An 18,066-nucleotide genomic window follows, 5' to 3' on the forward strand; every position below is an offset into this window, starting at 1 on the left:
CTATTAAGCGTGCCACAGCGAGCCGAATCTGCCAGCGAGCAGCGCCGTCGCCCCTGATACCATGGCGTTCGATACAACTACACACGGAGGGTTCACTCATGACCGGTTCACGAGAAGCCGAGCTGCGAGAGCTCCTGGCGCCCGTCGCCCGGGCCGCCGGATTGATCGTCGAAGACGTGAAAATCGCGCCCGCGGGGAAAAAGAGCCTTCTGCGTGTGACCGTCGATCTGCCCGACGGGCCCGGCTCGGTCGATTCGGATACGCTCACCGACGTCTCCCGCGAAATCTCCGCCCTGATGGACGACAACGATCCGATCAAGGGCGCCTACACGCTCGAGGTCTCGACCGCGGGCATCACGCGTCCGCTCACGACGCCGCGCCACTTCCGTCGCACGCAGGGCCACGAGATCGAGTTCATCCACCACGATAAGAAGTTGGTCGGGCGAGTCGTCGACGCCTCGGATGCCGACGCGAGCGTGACGATCGACGTCGGGGGCGAAACCCAGACGATCCCGCTGGATGAGCTGCGCAAGGCGCGCGTACGCATCAGCATGTAAATTGGGCGCGCTTCGCCCCACAAGACCGTAAGATGAGGCAACACACCGGGCTTTTCGTGCCCGGCGCGTAGGTAAGGAGTTAGCCGTGGATATCGATATGAGTGCACTCAAGGTCGTCGAGAGCGACCTTGAGATCTCGCTGGATGTGCTCATCTCGGCGATCGAGGAGGCGCTGCTGACGGCCTACCTCCATCTGCCGGACTCGGTCCGCGGGGCCCGCATTGAAATCGACCGGCGCACCGGCAAGGTCGCGGTGTGGGCACCCGAGTACGACGATGAGGGCACGATCATCGGCGAATTCGAGCACACGCCGGAGGGCTTCGGGCGCATCGCCGCGCAGACGGCGCGCTCCGTCATCGTGCAGCGGCTGCGCGACGCGGAAGACTCCCAGGTGCTCGGCGTCTACAAGGACCGCGCGGGCACGCTCGTCTCGGGCGTCGTCCAGCACGACCATCGCACGCGCCATATCTCGATCGACCTGGGCGACGTCGAGGCGATCCTGCCCGAGCACGAGCAGGTGCCGGGGGAGACCTACGAGCACGGTGAGCGGCTGCGCGCCTATGTCGTCGAGGTGGGGCGCGGCCGCAAGGGCCCGCAGATCATCGTCTCGCGCACGCACCCGGAGTTCGTCCGCCAGCTGTTCGCGCATGAATGCCCCGAGGTCGCCAAGGGCGATGTGCAGATCACGTCGATCGCGCGCGAGGCCGGGCGTCGTTCCAAGATCGCGGTCCGCTCGAACGTGCCGGGCCTGAACGCCAAGGGTGCCTGCATCGGCCCGATGGGACAGCGGGCGCGCGCGGTCATGAGCGAGCTGCGCAACGAAAAGATCGACATCGTCGACTACTCCGACGATCCCGCCGAGTTCGTCAAGGCCGCGCTGTCGCCGGCGAAGGTCTTAGAGGTGCGGATCGACGAGGAGGGCCATCGCGCGATCGCGATCGTGCCGGACTATCAGCTGTCGCTCGCGATCGGCAAGGAAGGGCAAAACGCTCGCCTGGCCCATCGCCTCACCGGCTGGAAACTCGATATCCGCTCCGATAACGAGCCCCAGCAGGGGTGAGTCCGCTCACGCATCCGGGGCCGAATGCCACCTGAATGCGGCATCGCGTAGCCAAAGGCGTTAAGGTAGTCCCGGTGAGTGATGTCGTCCATGTGCCCGAACGCACCTGCGTCGGATGCAGGACGCGCGCTCCACGTGATCAACTGATCCGGTTCGTGCTCCGCGAGGGCAGAGCTTGTTATGACCCCCAAGCAGCGGCCTCAGGCCGCGGGGCGTGGCTGCATCCGGATGAGACATGTCGGCAAGCAGCACTCCGAAACCGTGGCATGAGCCGCGCATTTCGGACCCAGGTGCTCGCGATCGACGAGATCACCCAGTAAAGAAACGGCCTGACAAGGCCTCAGACCAGGAAAGCGGGTTGGAAGCCGATGGGCACCCGATGAGTACCCAGCGATGAGCTGCCAGCACAACTAGCGGTCTGTTTCCTGTGCGGGAACGGACCCGGACAGGAGAAATGTGGCAAAGTTGCGTGTCCACGAGCTCGCTAAAGAGCTCGGTGTCGACAGCAAGACCGTGCTCGCGAAGCTAAGCGAGCTCGGTGAATTTGTGAAAACCGCATCGTCGACGGTGGAGCCCCCCGTGGCCAAGCGCGTGCGCGATGCGTTCCCGAAGCAAGAATCAAAGCCCGAGGGTGAGGGCAAGCCGAAGGCTGCCGCCAAGCCCAAGGGCGGGGCGAAGCCCGGACCGGCGAAGCCGGCCGCGCCGAGCCCGGCCGCCAAGTCGTCGGATGCCAAGGCGGATAAGGCTGCGGCGCCAGCCAAGCCTACGCCCAAGGCCGATTCGGCGAAGCCGGCGGCAAAGCCGGGGGCTGCGAAGCCCGCAGCGCCGAGCCCGGCCGATCTTTCGCAGGCCCCGACGCCCGCCGACGCGGCGGGCGAGTCCAAGGGCGATGACGTCCAGTTCAAGGCGCCGAAGCCCGGCGCCCGCGCACCGCGCTCCCAGGCTCCCAAGCCCGGTGGACCGCGCCCCGGCAACAACCCGTACAGCCAGTCGCAAGGCATGGCGCGTCCGGGTCAGCGTGGCGGCGGCCAGCAGCGCTCGGGCGGTCCGCGCCCCGGCAACAATCCGTTCAGCTCCTCGCAGGGCATGCCGCGCCCCGGTGGTAGCGGCGGCCCGCGTCCGGGCGGCGGCTCCCAGCAGCGCTCGGGTGGTCCGCGCCCGACTCCCGGCCCCCGTCCGAACCCGGGCATGATGCCCGACCGGTCGGCGGTCTCGCGCCCCGGTGCCTCCGGTAAGCCCGGCGGCGGCGGTCGTGGTGGCCGCGGTCGCGGTGGCGGCCCGGGTGGCGGTCCCGGCTGCGGTGGCGGCTTCGGCGGTTCCCGCGGTGGTCGCGGTGGTCGCGGCTCGACGCAGGGTGCGTTCGGACGCGGCGGCGGTCGCGTCCGCGGCCGGAAGTCGAAGCGGGCCAAGCGCCAAGAGTTCGAGCAGCAGTCCGCGCCGTCGATCGGCGGCGTCCAGGTTCCGCGCGGCGACGGCACGACCGAGATTCGGATCCGCGCCGGCGCATCGCTCACGGACTTCGCTGACAAGATCAACGTCAACCCGGCCTCGCTCGTCACGGTCATGTTCCACCTCGGTGAGATGGTGACCGCGACGCAGTCCGTCGACGAGGACACCTTCCAGGCCCTCGGCGCCGAACTCGGCTATGTCGTGAAGGTCGTCTCCCCGGAGGACGAGGACCGCGAGCTGCTGGAAGCCTTCGATATTGACCTCGACACGGAAGCGGCCGAGGAAGAGGGCGAAGAGCTGCCGCCGCGTCCGCCGGTCGTCACGGTCATGGGCCACGTCGACCACGGTAAGACGAAGCTGCTCGATGCGATCCGCCAGACGAACGTCGTCGAAGGCGAAGCCGGTGGCATCACGCAGCACATCGGCGCCTACCAGGTGCGCGTCAACCACGAGGGCGACGACAAGATGATCACCTTCATCGACACACCCGGTCACGAGGCGTTCACCGCCATGCGTGCCCGCGGTGCCGAGGTCACGGACATCGCGATCCTCGTGGTCGCGGCCGATGACGGCGTCATGCCGCAGACCGTCGAAGCGATCAACCACGCGCAGGCCGCCGGTGTTCCCATCGTCGTCGCGATCAACAAGATCGACCGCGACGAGGCGAACCCGGACAAGATCAAGGGCCAGCTCACCGAGTACGGCCTCGTACCGGAAGAGTACGGCGGCGACACGATGTGCATCGAGGTTTCTGCCAAGCAGCGCCTGCACATTGATGACCTGCTGGAGGCCGTCCTGCTGACCGCGGATGCGGCCCTCGAGCTCACCGCGAACCCGGATAAGGACGCCCGCGGCGTCGCCATCGAAGCGAACCTTGATAAGGGACGCGGTTCGGTCGCGACGGTGCTCGTCCAGTCCGGTACGCTCACCGTCGGCGATTCCATCGTCGCCGGTAGTGCGTTCGGTCGCGTGCGTGCGATGTTCGACGAATACGGCGAAAACGTCGCCGAAGCGGGCCCGTCGCGCCCCGTGCAGGTCCTTGGCCTCACGAGCGTGCCGAGCGCCGGTGACTCGTTCATCGTCGCCCCCGATGATCGCACTGCCCGCCAGATCGCGGACAAGCGTGCGGCCGCCGAGCGTGCCGCCCTGCTGGCCAAGCGCCGCAAGCGGATCTCGCTGGAGGACTTCGACGCCGCCCTGAAGGAAGGCAAGGTCGAGACTCTCAACCTCATCCTCAAGGGCGACGTGTCCGGTGCCGTCGAGGCGCTGGAGGACTCGCTGCTCAAGATCGATGTCGGCGAGGAAGTCCAGCTGCGGATCATCCACCGCGGCGTCGGTGCGATTACGCAAAACGACGTCAACCTTGCGACCGTCGACAACGCGGTCATCGTCGGCTTCAACGTTCGTCCCGCCGAGCGCGTGGGCGAACTGGCCGATGCCGAGGGCGTGGAGATCAAGTACTACTCGGTCATCTACGCGGCGATCGAGGACATCGAAAACGCGATGAAGGGCATGCTCAAGCCGATTTACGAAGAGGCGCAGCTGGGAACGGCGGAAATCCGCCAGATCTTCCGCTCCTCCAAGTTCGGCAACATTGCGGGTTCGATCGTGCGCTCCGGCACCATCAAGCGCGGCACCCATGCCCGCTTGCTGCGGGACGGCATCGTCATCGCCGATAACCTCAAGATTGAGTCGCTGCGTCGTGAAAAGGACGACGTCACCGAAGTCCGCGAGGGCTACGAGTGCGGTATCGGCCTGGGCGCGATCAAGGACATCGCCGAGGGCGACGTCATCGAGACGTGGGAGATGCGCGAAAAGAAGCGCGACTAACCACCGTCGAGATCGACTCGACACGATAGACGGCAGCGGGCCGGTATTCCCGTTGACGGAATACCGGCCCTTTCCCTATCCGGGTCTGTTCGCTACGAAAGGCCTGTTGCCATGGAACTTGTCTCTACTTCCGTCGCCATCCCGAGGATCCGTACCAGTGCGCGACGATGACCGGCTGCGCTCGCGCGTCGATGCCATGGCGGCGATCACGACCGTCGAGCTGCTGACCGATACGCCCGCGCTCCGGCATCCGTCGGTTGGCGCGTCCTACGTCGTGCTGCCCGACGTTGGGGCGCAGCCGTATGACGAGGCCGTCGTCGTCGATGTGCCGCGCATTCCTGCGCCGAGCGAAAACCGCGGTTGGGTGCCAGTCGATCTGGGAACGGAGTATGAGCCGGCACGCGAGTTCATGATCGTCATTCAGGACGAGGCTGGGCTGCGCTGGTGCGTCGCCGCGCACCGGGAGGATATCGGTGAGGAAGGCGAATCGGCGCCGACGTATGCACTGCATGTCGTGAGCGACCGGGGCGCGTGTTTTACCGGGTACATCGGTCGGGAGAACGACGGCAGCTGGCATCCCGAGGCGTCGGCGTTTTGCCGGTGGTCGCCGGTGATTCCGCCGATGCTTCGCGGGGCCGACGAGGCGGCGGCGCGGATCTTCGTACTCCGGTGTCGCGTGCGGTTTGGCCTGGCCGGGCGTGGCCCGCGGGGTGGCGGTGCCGGGCGCGGCTGACGTGTCTGGTGCGGGAGTTGGCACGTGCGCGTCGGGCTCGATTTCGAGTGGCAGTTCGTCGTGCGAGAGCTCACCGTGTGGAAGTTTCGGGTGCGGGCCGACGTTGCGGGTGGGAGCGACGGGGCCGGAATTAGGGCCGCTGTCCGGAGTGGGGCCCGCGTCGGGCGGCGGGTTCGGGTTCGTGCGGCGAGCGATCGCCACCAGCGCGTCGAGGTTGCGCGTCGCCTCACCCGGCACGGCTTCACCACGTCGGCGTTTCATTCGCCAAATCTTCGTCGCTTCCCGCTCAATCGCCTCCAGCAGCGGCGCCGACTGGCTGCCCGGCAGGTGGCCGCGGATCGAATAACCGCGCACGTCGTCGCCCTCAAAGACTAAGAAGCGCTTCGCGTCCGACAGCTGTTTGATCTTTTCGTCCTGCTGCGCGCGGGTGCGGGCGCCCTGCAGGTCAATCTCGTCGAGGAACGGCCAGCATTCGTCGGCGGTGTGGCAGATCGTTTTCGCGTTGGCCTCGGAGATGTAGCCGATTGCGAGTGTGTGAACGACGTCGGGAAAGCGGGCAAGGCGGCTCGCGTGCTTGACGAAGCGGTCGGCTTCCTTGGTCGGCAGCTGGCAGATTTCGCTGATGATCTGCGACGTCGAGGTGCCGCGTTGGCCGCTGCGTTCGTTCTCGACGTGGGCGACGAGGGAGGTCAGTGCGACGGTCGTGTGGCGGTGGGCGACTTCGAGTTCGTGCCGGGTGCGAGATCCGTCGGTGCGGGGTGCGGCGAGGTGGGGGCGGGGGAGGAGCTCAGGGCTTCCTAGTAGAGCGTGGCCGACGCGATCGCGCTAAGGGGGTACATCCCGCCTGTGGATAACTTGCTTGGACGTGGATGCGCAGCCGCCGGGTCAAAGGGCCCGGATTTGGTGCGTCGGGCAGCCTAAAATAGTGACGTGGCAGACGTGTAGCGTCGGCCAGCCGAACAAGGAAGCCCGGCCAGACCGCTAACGGAGACCTGATGCCCACATCGGTACAAACCCGCCCCGTCGTTCGGCTCGAACGACCCACAACGCTCCAGCTCGTCGGCCTTATCGTCGGCGCCCTCGCGTTTTTCCTCCCCTTCTTCATCCCGATCCCCGGGCTTAGCCCCGAGGCGCAGCGGATGCTTTCGATCTTCCTGCTTGCGATCGTCTTTTGGGTGACCGAGGCGATCCCGCTCGTCGCGACCGCGGGGCTCGTCATCCTGCTCGAGGTGCTCACCGTGTCGTCGACGGGCCTGTTCCCCGTCGGGGAGGGGGCGCTCGGCGCGAAGGCGTATTTCGCGGCGCTCGCCGATCCTGTCATCATCTTGTTCCTCGGCGGGTTTTTGCTCGCTGACGGAGCGGCGAAGTTCGGGCTCGATAAGAACCTCGCGGCGGTCATGCTCAAACCGTTCCAGGGCTCGGGGCGGATGACGGTACTCGGGCTCATGTCGATCACCGCGGTGCTGTCGATGTTCATGTCCAATACCGCGACGACCGCGACGATGTTTGCCGTCGTCATCCCCATTCTTGCGGTGATGACCGATGCGAAGGCGCGGGCTGGGATTGCGCTGTCGATCCCGGTCGCGGCGAATATTGGCGGCATGGGTACGCCCGTCGGGACGCCGCCGAATGCGATCGCGCTCGGTGCGCTCGCCGCCAACGGCATCCAAATTTCGTTCCTCAAGTGGATGATGCTCGCCGTGCCGCTCATGCTCGTCGTGCTCGCGATCGGGTGGTTCGTGCTCGTCACGTTCTTCATCCCGAAGGGGACGAATATTGAGCTTGCGCTGCGTTCGGATTTCGACCGGAGCGCGGCCGCGCGGATCTACTACGTCGTCGCGGGGCTGACCGTTGCCCTGTGGATGACCGAGCCGCTGCACGGGATCAACTCGAACGTCGTCGGTTTCATCCCCGTCGCGGTGCTGCTCGCGACGCAGGTGATGACCGGCGATGACCTGAAAATGCTGCAATGGCCCGTGCTGTGGCTCGTCTCCGGCGGTATCGCACTCGGCGTCGGCGTCGGCGCGACGGGGCTCGATAAGTGGCTTCTCGGGTCGGTGAACTGGACCGCGATGAGCGTGACGGCGCTCGTCGTCGTGCTTGCGGGGCTCGGGCTGGGCATGTCGAACGTCATCTCGCACTCGGCGGCGGCGAACCTGCTTATTCCGCTCGCGCTCGGGCTGGGCACGTCGATCTCGCTCGATATCGTGCAGGTCGGCGTCATCATTGCGCTCGCGTGCTCGCTTGGCATGTCGTTGCCGATCTCGACGCCGCCGAACGCGATCGCCTACGCGACCGGCGAGGTGTCGACCAAGTACATGGCGCTCGTCGGCGTCATCGTCGGCGTCGCCGGTGCCGTCCTGCTCGCCTTCGTCATGCCCTGGTTCTGGACGACGCTGGGCGTGCTATGACCGGTGCGCTGCGCCCGCTGCGGGTCGTCGTCGTCGGGGGAGGAGAGCTCGCCGATCAGGTGCGCGGTGAGCTCGCTCGCGTCGTCGATGAGGGGACGGAGATTTCGCTCTTCGACGGGGTTGGAGCGGTTGAGAAGCAGCTGCCGAATGACCTCGAGGTGCCGCTCGTCGTCGTCCTGCCGGGGCCCGGCCCCATCGATCAACGCATCGATGCGCTCGCGGCGATCGGGCGGCTGCGCGGGGCACGCGTGCTGCTGCTGATTTCCTCGGGCGAGCATGCGGATGTCGCGCGGGCGGTCGATGAGGGGCGGATCGACGCGTTTGTTGCCCTGCCGATGACGCAGGGGTTCCTCGGCCAGCATGCGTCCTCCCAGATCGCGCGCTGGCTGCGGCTGCATCACCCGGGGGCGCTGCCGGTGCTCGATGCTGATGCCGCCTCGCCGACGGCCGATGCGCCGCGTTCGGAACTGCTGCGCGATATGGAGGCATCCTCGCACGTCGTGGAAGGCGAGCTCGTCGCCGCGATCGAGCGGGCGCTCGGGCCGCGGCCGCGCCTGCACCTGCCGGCGGGGGTGCGACTGACCCGCCAGGGGCGCAGCGTCGACGGGGTTTTCGTCGTCCTATCCGGGCGCGTCGCCCTCACCCGGCACACCGAGGCCGAGGACCTGCTGCTGCATCATGCGTCGACGGGGCCCGTCGTAGGGCTGCTCAGCCTGTCGCGTTCGCAAAAGGCGTTTTTCACGTCGACGACCACGACGGACGTCGTCGTCATTCACCTGTCGATCGAGCAGCTCGACCGGGCGCTCGCGCTCGACCCGGAGGTGGGCGCGGCGCTCGCGGCCGTCGCAATTCGCGGGTTTGCGGCGCGGTTGCTGCGCAGCGAACAGCTGCAGGTGGAGCGCAATGATCTGAACATCGAGCTGGAAAAGGAGCGGGCCTCGCTCGCGCGGGCGCTGAAGGATTTGGAGGCCGCGCGCCTGGAGCTCATCGCGCAGGCGCGGTTTGCCACGCTCGGCGAGCTCGCCGCCGGGCTCGCGCACGAGCTCAACAATCCGGTCGCGGCGCTCACCCGTTCGGCCGATCACCTCGCTGGGGATCTCACCGAGTTGCTCGGCTCGCACCCCGAAGCGGCGTTCCTCACCGAGATGATGGAATCGGCTCGCACGCGCTCCCCGCGCTCGACGGCCGAGGAGCGACGCCTGCGGCGGGAGCTGGAGGCGATCACCGATCAAGCAACCGCGTGGCGGCTCGTCGCCGCCGGAATCACGGGCCCCGCGCAGGCACGCGCGGTCCTTGCGCAAGGGGAGGCCGGCGTCGACCGCTTCGAACTCGCCAGCCGCATCGGCGCCCAACTGCGCGGCATCTCGGTTGCCACGCGCCGCATCACGACGCTCGTCACGTCGCTGCGCTCCTACGCCCGGCCCGATGACGAGATCGTCGCTGACATCGACGTCGCCGAGACCCTCGACGACACGCTCCACCTCGTCTCCCACCGCCTGCGCGACGTCGAGATCGACCGCGATTACCGCGCGACGCGCCGCATCGCCGGGCACCCCTCGCAGCTCGGCCAGGTCTGGACGAACGTCCTCGTCAACGCCGCCGAGGCACTCGCCGATCACCCGCCGGCCGGCGGCGCCCGCGTCACCATCGCCGCCTTCGACCACGGCGAGGACCACGTGCGCGTCACCATCGCCGACAACGGCCCCGGCATCCCAGCCTCGGTCCTCCCGCAAGTCTTCCAACCCCATTTCACGACGAAGCACGGCACGGTCCGCTTCGGCCTCGGGCTGGGGCTCGGTCTCGCCGCCCACATCGTGCACGAGCACGACGGCGAGATCGATATCGAGTCCGCCCCTGGCGGCACCATCGTCATCGTCGATCTACCCGCAACCAAGGAGTAAGCCATGCGTTTAGCCATCATCGTGCTGGAAGACGAAGCGGAGGTGCGCGCCGCCCTCGGGCGGGATCTGGCGTCCGTCGCGAAGGTCGCGCGCGTCGAATTTGCCGAAGATGTGCCCGACGCGTGGGAGGTCGTCGGCGAGATCGACGCCGACGGCGATGTGCTCGCCCTCGTGCTCGCCGATCACCGCCTGCCCGGCACGAGCGGCGTCGATTTCCTCGTTCAGATGCAGTCCGATCCGCGCACGGGGCCCGCGCGCACCGTGCTGGTGACCGGCCAGGCCGATCAGGGTGACACGATCAAGGCCGTGAACCAGGCGGGGCTCGACCACTACATCGCGAAACCGTGGAAGCCCGACGACCTGCTCGCCGTCGTGCGTGAGCAGCTGACCGACTTCGTCATCGCGTCCAAGCTCGACCCGCTGCCGCACCTCACAATCCTCGACGCGGTTCGCGCAATGGACTCGCTTCGCGCCCGCTACTAACCTTGAGACCATGTCTGATCCACAACGCGCCCGTCGGCTTGCCGAACGCATCAAAGTCATCGTCGCGAAGCTCCTCGATACCCGCATCAAGGACCCGCGGCTCGGTTTCGTCACCGTGACCGATGTGCGGATGACCGGCGATCTGCAGCACGCGTCGATCTTCTACACCGTTTTTGGCGACGAGGAGCAGCAGGCCGGAACGCGGGCCGCGCTCGAATCCGCCAAGGGCCTCATCCGCTCCGAGGTCGGCAAGGGCACCGGCGTGCGGCTGACCCCGACGATCGAGTTCATCGCCGACGCGCTGCCGGAATCGGCCGCCGCGATCGACGATGCGATCAAGCGCGCCGCGGCCGCCGATGCCGAGATCGCCCAGCAGGCGAGCGGCAAAACGTATGCGGGGGACCCCGATCCCTACCGCAAGCCGCGCGTCGATGAGTAACGGCCCCAGCGGGTTTGTTCTCGTGAACAAGCCCGCCGGTCCCACCTCCCACGGCGTCGTCGCGGCGCTGCGGCGCTCGCTTGCTACCCGCAAGGTCGGGCATGCGGGCACGCTCGATCCCATGGCGACGGGGTTGCTCATCGCCGGGGTGGGGCGCGCCACGAGGCTGCTGACGTACCTCGTCGGGCTCGATAAGGCGTATACCGCGACGATCCGCCTGGGGGAGGCGACGACGACGGACGACGCCGAGGGCGAACTCATGGCCGCGACGGACGCGTTCCGCGTGACCGATGCGCAGATCCTGGCGGCGCTTCAGGCGTTTCGCGGCGAGATCATGCAGCGGCCGACGCGCGTGTCGGCGATCAAGGTCGACGGCAAACGCGCCTACGACCGCGTGCGTGCGGGCGAGGACGTCGAGATCGCCGCGCGCCCCGTGACGATCCACGAGCTCGAGGTGCTCTCCGGTCCGACGCCGGCGACGGGCGCGGGCGGCGGTGGCGTCGTCGATCTCGACGTGCGCGTGCGGGTCTCGTCGGGCACCTATATTCGCGCGATCGCGCGCGACCTGGGCGAAGCGCTCGGCGTCGGCGGACACCTGACGCGCCTTGAGCGCACGTCCGTCGGGCCGTTCACGCTCGCCGACGCGAGCGAGCTCGAGGCGCCCGAACTGCTCGAACCGCTTGGCGTCATGGGCCGCGTCCTGCCGGTGTGCGAGGTCGATGATGGCGAGGCGAAGGATCTCGCCCAGGGGCGGTTTATCGCGCCGCGCGACTTCGCCGGCGAGTTCGCGCTGGCCGCCCATGCAGGATCGCTCATCGCCGTCGTCACCGTGCGCGAGGGGCGCACCCGGCCCGTGCTCGTCATGGAGGCGCAATGAGCAGCGTCGTCACGATTGGCATGTATGACGGCGTGCACCGCGGCCACCAGGCGGTGCTCGCCGCCGCGCGCGCCGAGGCGGATGCGCGTGGCATCCCGCTTATCGTCATGACGTTTGACCCCCATCCGGTCAAGGTCCATCGGCCGGACGCGTACCTCACGGAGGTCACGACGCTCGAGCACCGCATCGACCTGTTGCGCGATCTCGGCGTCGATGAGGTCGACGTCGTGCCCTATTCGCTCGGTTTTGCCGCGCAGTCCCCGCGCGAATTCGTCCAGACGTATCTGCTTGAGCGGCTTGCCGCGTCCTGCGTCGTCGAGGGCGAAGACGTGCGTTTCGGGGCGGGCAACGCGGGGGATGCGCAGTGCCTGGCCTCGCTCGGCGCCGATCTCGGGTTCGATGTGCGGATCGTGAGCGACCTGCACGATCCGAAGACCGGGCGACGCTGGTCCTCCACGTGGGTGCGCGAGGCGCTGCTCGCCGGGGACGTGCGCGAGGCCGCCTACGTGCTGGGCCGGCCGCATCGCGTGCGCGGCGAGGTCGAGCACGGCCTGAAGCGCGGTCGCGAACTCGGCTTCCCGACGGCGAACGTCCACGCCAAGGGCGTCGGCGTCGTGCCCGCCGACGGCGTGTATGCCGGGTGGCTCGTGCTGTGCGATAACGGCGTGGTGCGCCCACTGCCCGCCGCGATCTCAGTCGGCACGAACCCGCATTTCGACGGGGAGCGCCGCACCGTCGAGGCGCACGTGCTCGGGCGCAGCGACCTCAATATTTATGGGCAGACGGTGCAGGTTGAGTTCACCGAGCGGATCCGTGCGATGGCGAGCTTTGACTCGCTCGACGCGCTGCTGGCCGAGATGGACCGCGATCTTGCCACGACGGCGCGCATCCTTGGCGTGCCGAGTGCCAGCCGCGTCGATCCGGCAAGCGTAACCGCGAAATAGTTTTCGTCTCCGCGACCGAATAACGCAGCGCCGACGGTATTGGCCGCGGCGAGCGGGCCTCGCGCGATAGTATGGCCTCATGACACGCGAGCAGGGGGAGACGCAACGGCTGAAGGGGCTGGCGCTGCCCGCGCTGACGGCGCTCGTCGTCGGCTCGATGATCGGCGGTGGCATCTTCGGGTTGCCCTCGCAGATGGCGCGGGCCGCGGCCCCCGGCCCGCTGCTCATCGGCTGGGCGATCACAGGGTTCGGGATGCTCATGCTCGCGCTGTCCTTCCAGTCACTCGCGATGCGCCTGCCACGGCTCGACGGCGGCGTCTACGGCTATGCGCGCGCCGGGTTCGGTAATTACGTCGGGTTCTGTGCCGCGATGGGGTACTGGATCGGCGTGTGGATCGGCAATGTCGGCTTCCTCGTACTGCTGATGAGCTCGATCGGCACGTTCGTCCCCGCGTTCGAGGGCGGCAATACGCCGATCGCAATCGCCTGTGCTTCCGCGCTGCTGTGGGTCGTGCACTACCTCGTGCTGCGGGGCGTGGAGACCGCGGCGATTGTCAACGTCATCGTGACGATCGCGAAGGTCGTCCCGCTCATCGTCTTCATCGTCGTCAGCTTCTTCTCGTTCAAGATCGGCTTTTTGACCCGCGATTTTTGGGGCGAGGGTACGGTCGTCTCGACCGATGATTTCGCGTCGACGACGCAGCTCGGCAGCCCGATGGCGCAGATCGTCGGGATGATGCTCATTACGGTGTGGGTGTTCTCGGGCGTCGAGGGCGCGTCGATCTTCTCCCGTCGTGCGCGCCAGCGCCGTGATGTCGGGCGCGCGACGGTCCTCGGGTTCCTGTTCGTGCTCGCGCTGCTCATCGCGGTGAACCTGCTGTCCTACGGCGTCATGAGCCAGACCGAACTATCCGCCGTGCGCGACCCGTCGCTCGCGGGCGTCTTCGCCCACGTCGTCGGGCCGTGGGGAGCGAAATTCATCGCCGCGGGTCTCACGATCTCGCTGCTTGGCGTGCTGCTGTCGTGGATTTTGCTCGCGACCGAAATCCTGCGCATCCCCGCGGCCGACAACGTCATTCCCACCCGCATCGGTGCGCTCAACTCGCACGGCACGCCCCGCATTGCGCTGTGGCTGTCGGATATCTGCGTCCAGATCGTTTTGCTGTGGACGGCGTTTAGCGAAAAAACCTACGAGTTCCTCATCCTGCTCGCCTCGGGCGTCTTCCTCATTCCCTACACCCTCGTCGCGCTGTTCCAGTTGACGTCCTCGCTGAAGGAATCGGAGGCCGATGCGCAGCAGGTGCGCAAGCGCGACGTCGTCATCGGTGTGCTCGCCACGATTTACGGCCTGTGGCTGATCTATGCCGGGGGACTGGCCTACTTCCTCGGCTCGATCACCGCCTACCTCGTCCTCACGCCGCTGTACGTGCTTGCGCGTCGTGAAGCGCAGCACCGAAAAGTTTTTAAGCCCTTCGAATGGGCCGTGCTCGCCGTCCTTATTGTCGGTACCGCACTGTTTGTCTGGATGCTCGCGATGGGACGCGCCAGCTTCTAGGTGTCCCATCGCACACGCGTAGCGCTCCGCTTCGCTTCCCAGGAGGCGGCAGGCGCGTGGTAACCTGGCGTTTGCCGTAATCTTCGGCCACGGATGCGTCGTGCCCGGGAGAACATGCCCCGGAGCTCTGTGCAACGAAATCATAAGGAGAAGCCTGTGCCGCTGAGCAAGGACGTCAAAGAACAGATCATCGCCGAGTACGCCACCCATGAGGGCGACACCGGCTCCCCGGAGGTCCAGGTTGCGCTGCTGACCAAGCGCATCAAGGATCTCACCGAACACTTCAAGACCCACAAGCATGACCACCACTCCCGTCGTGGCCTCATGCTGCTGGTCGGTCAGCGTCGTCGCCTGCTTGATTACCTCAAGAAGATCGACATCGAGCGCTACCGCTCCCTAATCGAACGTCTCGGCATTCGCCGCTAGACGAAATCGGCCCGGGCTAAGCCCGGGCCGTCTTAGCGCCCGCCGTAAAATAGCGGCGGGGCAGGAACAAACTGAAGAGTGCCACGCTGCCTGCCCGGTCCTCGGTGGTGGCTTCCGGAACGAGAGACTTCCGTGAGCTTCGATCGATGACCGTCGGGTAAGTGGCCATGACACAGGAAGGTGCCATGGAAGGCCCAGAAATCACATTCGCCGAAGCCGTCATCGACAACGGCTCGTTCGGAACGCGCACCGTGCGCTTCGAAACCGGGCGGCTCGCCCGCCAGGCCGCCGGAAGCGCGGTCGTCTACCTCGATGAGGACACGATGGTCCTGTCGGCCACCGCGGCCGGCAAGAACCCGAAGGACCAGTTCGACTTCTTCCCGCTGACCGTCGACGTCGAAGAGCGCCAGTATGCCGCGGGCAAGATCCCCGGCTCGTTCTTCCGTCGCGAAGGCCGCCCGACGACCGACGCGATCCTCGCGTGCCGCCTCATCGACCGCCCGCTGCGCCCCGCCTTCGTCAAGGGCCTGCGCAACGAGGTTCAGATCGTCGAAACCATCCTAGCCATCCACCCGGATGACGCCTACGACGTCGTCGCGATCAACGCCGCCTCGATGTCCACGCAGATCGCTGGCCTGCCGTTCTCCGGCCCGATCGGTGGCGTGCGTATCGCCCTGATCGACAACCAGTGGGTCGCATTCCCACGCTACAGCGAGCTCGAGCGCGCCGTGTTCTCGATGGTCGTGGCCGGCCGCATCGTCGGTGACGACGTCGCCGTCATGATGGTCGAGGCCGAGGCCACCGACAACGCCTGGGATCTCGTGAAGAACCAGGGCGCGACCGCGCCGACTGAAGAGGTCGTCGCCGAGGGCCTGGAGGCCGCGAAGCCGTTCATCAAGGCGCTATGCGAAGCCCAGCTCGTCGTCGCGGAAAAGACCGCGAAGCCGACCGCTGACTTCCCGCTGTTCCTCGACTACCAGGACGATGCCTTCGCCGCCGTCGAGAAGCACTCGACGGACTACCTGAAGAAGGCCATCACGATCTCCGGCAAGCTCGAGCGCGAAGCCGAGATCGACGCCGGCCGCGACGAGATGCTCGAAGCCCTCGGCGAAGAGTTCGAAGGCCGCGAAAAGGAACTGTCGGCCGCCTACCGCCAGCTGACGAAGAACCTCGTGCGTCACCGCACCCTCACCGAGGGCGTCCGCATGGACGGCCGCGGCCTGAAGGACATCCGGACGCTGTCCGCCGAGGTCGAGGTCCTGCCGCGCGTGCACGGCTCCGCGATCTTCGAGCGCGGCGAGACGCAGATCCTGGGCGTTACCACCCTCAACATGCTGCGCATGGAACAGCAGATCGACTCCCTGAGCCCGATCACCTCCAAGCGCTACATGCACAACTACAACTTCCCGCCGTACTCGACCGGTGAGACCGGCCGCGTCGGCTCCCCGAAGCGCCGCGAAATCGGCCACGGTGCGCTCGCCGAGCGCGCGCTCGTGCCGGTGCTGCCGAGCCGCGAGGAATTCCCCTACGCGATCCGCCAGGTCTCCGAGGCGCTCGGATCCAACGGCTCGACCTCGATGGGGTCCGTCTGCGCCTCGACGCTGTCACTGCTGCAGGCCGGTGTGCCGCTGCGCGCGCCCGTCGCCGGTATCGCCATGGGCCTCATGAGCGATGAGGTCGACGGCGAGACCCGCTACGCCGCGCTGACCGATATCCTCGGCGCCGAAGATGCCTTCGGCGACATGGACTTCAAGGTCGCCGGTACCCGCGAGTTCGTCACCGCGATCCAGCTCGACACCAAGCTCGACGGCATCCCGTCCGATGAGCTGGCCAAGGCCCTGTCGCAGGCCCGCGACGCCCGCCTGCACATCCTGGACGTCATGAACGAAGCAATCGACGCGCCCGACGAGATGGCCGCCACCGCGCCGCGCATCATCGCCGTGAAGATCCCCGTCGACAAGATCGGTGAGGTCATCGGCCCCAAGGGCAAGATGATCAACCAGATCCAGGAAGACACCGGCGCCGAGCTCACGATTGAGGACGACGGCACCGTCTACATCGGCGCCTCTGACGGTGCGGCCGCGGATGCCGCCCGCGACGCCGTCAACGCCATTGCGAACCCGCAGATGCCGGAAATCGGCGAGCGCTTCGTCGGCACGGTCGTCAAGACCACGACGTTCGGCGCGTTCGTCTCCCTGTCCCCGGGCAAGGACGGTCTGCTGCACGTCTCGCAGATCCGTCGCCTCGTCGGCGGCAAGCGCGTCGAAAACGTCGACGACGTCCTGCCCGTCGGCTCTAAGGTCCAGGTCGAACTGGCCGAGATCGATGACCGCGGCAAGCTCTCGCTGCACGCCGTCGTCGAGGGCGAAGAAAACGACGGCTCCGATGAGGGCGAATCGGGCGAGGACTCGGGCCGCGAAGAGCGCTCCGAGCGTCGCCGCGGCAACGGCGATGACCGTCGACGCGAGCGTCGTCCGCGCCAGCGCACCCGTCGCCGCCGCGATGATGACTCCGAGTAGCCACTAGCTCAATTCGGCCGGCTACCCCGCTTTGGGGTGGTCGGACGTTTTGTCTCCTGGACCGCCTGGGGGACACCTGCGGGGCGCTGTTACGTTAAAGCCATGACGAACGTAGCCGTACTGGGAGCCCGCGGGCGCATGGGAAAAACCGTGTGCCAGGCCGTGACCGATGCCGACGACCTGCAGCTCGTTGCCGAGCTCGACGCGGGCGATGAGGTCACACGCGAGACGGTCGCGGGCGCGGACGCCGTCGTCGACTTCACCGTTCCCGATGCGACGAAGGGCAACGTGCTTGCAGCCCTGGCAGCCGGTTGCCACGTCGTCGTCGGCACGACCGGGTGGACCGATGCGGGGCTCGCGGAAGTCGAGGCGGCGGCTGGGGCGGCCGGCCGGAACGTCATCATTGCACCGAACTTCGCGCTCTCGTCCGTGCTCGCGATGCATTTTGCGGCGCTGGCGGCGCCGTATTTTGAGTCCGCGGAGGTGATCGAGCTGCATCACCCGAAGAAGCTCGATGCGCCCAGCGGCACCGCGGCCGCGACGGCGAAAAAGATTGCGGCGGCGCGCGCGGCGTCGGGTTCGGCGGCGATGCCGGATGCGACGGCGGCCGATCCGGACGGGACGCGTGGCGGGCTCATCGACGGCGTGCGCGTGCATGCGCTACGCGTTAGCGGCCTGACCGCCCACGAGGAAATCCTGCTCGGCAACCCCGGCGAGCTGCTGACGATTCGGACGGACTCCTTCGATCGGCAGTCCTTCATGCCTGGAGTTTTGCTCGCGGTGCGCAAGGTGGGTGGGCTGCCGGGACTTACCGTCGGCCTCGATCACGTGATGGACCTGCCCGGGCGCTAGGTTTCAGCCGGGGCGCTAGCCGCTTTCTGC

17 protein-coding genes are annotated in these 18,066 nt (G+C 67.2%); all 17 read left to right on the top strand.

Going from position 1 to position 18,066, the window contains the following annotated elements:
* Positions 1–98 precede the first annotated feature (98 nt).
* The 17 genes from BSZ39_RS13315 to dapB all read left to right on the top strand — a co-directional run bounded on the left by BSZ39_RS13315 (position 99) and on the right by dapB (position 18,036).
* Positions 99–557, top strand: coding sequence for a ribosome maturation factor RimP (locus BSZ39_RS13315; RefSeq protein WP_073715371.1), 459 nt, complete (start codon positions 99–101; stop codon positions 555–557).
* Positions 558–642: 85 nt separating this feature from the next.
* Positions 643–1,617, top strand: coding sequence for a transcription termination factor NusA (gene nusA / locus BSZ39_RS00120; RefSeq protein ID WP_073715372.1), 975 nt, complete (start codon positions 643–645; stop codon positions 1,615–1,617).
* Positions 1,618–1,652: 35 nt separating this feature from the next.
* A complete protein-coding gene (locus BSZ39_RS00125) occupies positions 1,653–1,937 on the top strand; it encodes a YlxR family protein (protein WP_083602803.1) in 285 nt (94 codons plus the stop codon).
* Positions 1,938–2,073: 136 nt separating this feature from the next.
* Positions 2,074–4,896 (top strand): translation initiation factor IF-2, encoded by a 2,823-nt coding sequence (gene infB / locus BSZ39_RS00130; RefSeq protein ID WP_073715374.1) that lies wholly within the window; start codon positions 2,074–2,076, stop codon positions 4,894–4,896.
* A 157-nt stretch (positions 4,897–5,053) separates the two neighbouring features.
* Complete coding sequence (locus BSZ39_RS00135; protein ID WP_073715375.1) at positions 5,054–5,629, top strand: hypothetical protein; 576 nt, start codon at positions 5,054–5,056, stop codon at positions 5,627–5,629.
* A gap of 24 nt (positions 5,630–5,653) precedes the next feature.
* A complete protein-coding gene (locus BSZ39_RS00140) occupies positions 5,654–6,004 on the top strand; it encodes a hypothetical protein (protein ID WP_073715376.1) in 351 nt (116 codons plus the stop codon).
* Positions 6,005–6,199: 195 nt separating this feature from the next.
* Entirely contained in the window at positions 6,200–6,430 is a 231-nt protein-coding gene (locus BSZ39_RS00145; RefSeq protein ID WP_143180294.1) for a hypothetical protein, read from the top strand.
* Between the two features lie 194 nt (positions 6,431–6,624).
* Complete coding sequence (locus BSZ39_RS00150; RefSeq protein WP_073715378.1) at positions 6,625–8,040, top strand: SLC13 family permease; 1,416 nt, start codon at positions 6,625–6,627, stop codon at positions 8,038–8,040.
* Positions 8,037–9,941, top strand: a complete 1,905-nt coding sequence (locus BSZ39_RS00155) for a sensor histidine kinase (RefSeq protein WP_073715379.1) — start codon at positions 8,037–8,039, stop codon at positions 9,939–9,941. The genes BSZ39_RS00150 and BSZ39_RS00155 overlap by 4 nt, the downstream gene beginning before the upstream one ends.
* Before the next feature lie 3 nt (positions 9,942–9,944).
* Positions 9,945–10,424: a response regulator gene (locus tag BSZ39_RS00160; protein ID WP_073715380.1), complete on the top strand. Its 480-nt coding sequence runs from the start codon at positions 9,945–9,947 to the stop codon at positions 10,422–10,424.
* Positions 10,425–10,434: 10 nt separating this feature from the next.
* Positions 10,435–10,863 carry a 30S ribosome-binding factor RbfA gene (rbfA, locus tag BSZ39_RS00165; protein WP_073715381.1) on the top strand — a complete coding sequence of 143 codons (429 nt, stop codon included), beginning with the start codon at positions 10,435–10,437 and terminating at the stop codon, positions 10,861–10,863.
* The gene (gene truB / locus BSZ39_RS00170; protein WP_073715382.1) at positions 10,856–11,740 is read left to right on the top strand and encodes a tRNA pseudouridine(55) synthase TruB; all 885 of its coding nucleotides are present in this window, start codon (positions 10,856–10,858) and stop codon (positions 11,738–11,740) included. Before rbfA ends, truB begins: the two co-directional genes overlap by 8 nt.
* Positions 11,737–12,684 carry a bifunctional riboflavin kinase/FAD synthetase gene (locus BSZ39_RS00175; RefSeq protein ID WP_073715383.1) on the top strand — a complete coding sequence of 316 codons (948 nt, stop codon included), beginning with the start codon at positions 11,737–11,739 and terminating at the stop codon, positions 12,682–12,684. The genes truB and BSZ39_RS00175 overlap by 4 nt, the downstream gene beginning before the upstream one ends.
* 79 nt (positions 12,685–12,763) lie before the next feature.
* On the top strand, positions 12,764–14,239 hold the full coding sequence (locus BSZ39_RS00180) for a basic amino acid/polyamine antiporter (RefSeq protein WP_073715384.1): 1,476 nt from the start codon (positions 12,764–12,766) through the stop codon (positions 14,237–14,239).
* Between the two features lie 156 nt (positions 14,240–14,395).
* Positions 14,396–14,665 (top strand): 30S ribosomal protein S15, encoded by a 270-nt coding sequence (rpsO, locus tag BSZ39_RS00185; RefSeq protein WP_073715385.1) that lies wholly within the window; start codon positions 14,396–14,398, stop codon positions 14,663–14,665.
* Between the two features lie 185 nt (positions 14,666–14,850).
* A complete protein-coding gene (locus tag BSZ39_RS00190) occupies positions 14,851–17,184 on the top strand; it encodes a polyribonucleotide nucleotidyltransferase (protein ID WP_073715386.1) in 2,334 nt (777 codons plus the stop codon).
* A 102-nt stretch (positions 17,185–17,286) separates the two neighbouring features.
* Positions 17,287–18,036: a 4-hydroxy-tetrahydrodipicolinate reductase gene (dapB, locus tag BSZ39_RS00195; RefSeq protein WP_073715387.1), complete on the top strand. Its 750-nt coding sequence runs from the start codon at positions 17,287–17,289 to the stop codon at positions 18,034–18,036.
* Positions 18,037–18,066: the final 30 nt, after the last annotated feature.

It is taken from the genome of Bowdeniella nasicola (assembly GCF_001907295.1).
GTDB lineage: Bacteria > Actinomycetota > Actinomycetes > Actinomycetales > Actinomycetaceae > Bowdeniella > Bowdeniella nasicola.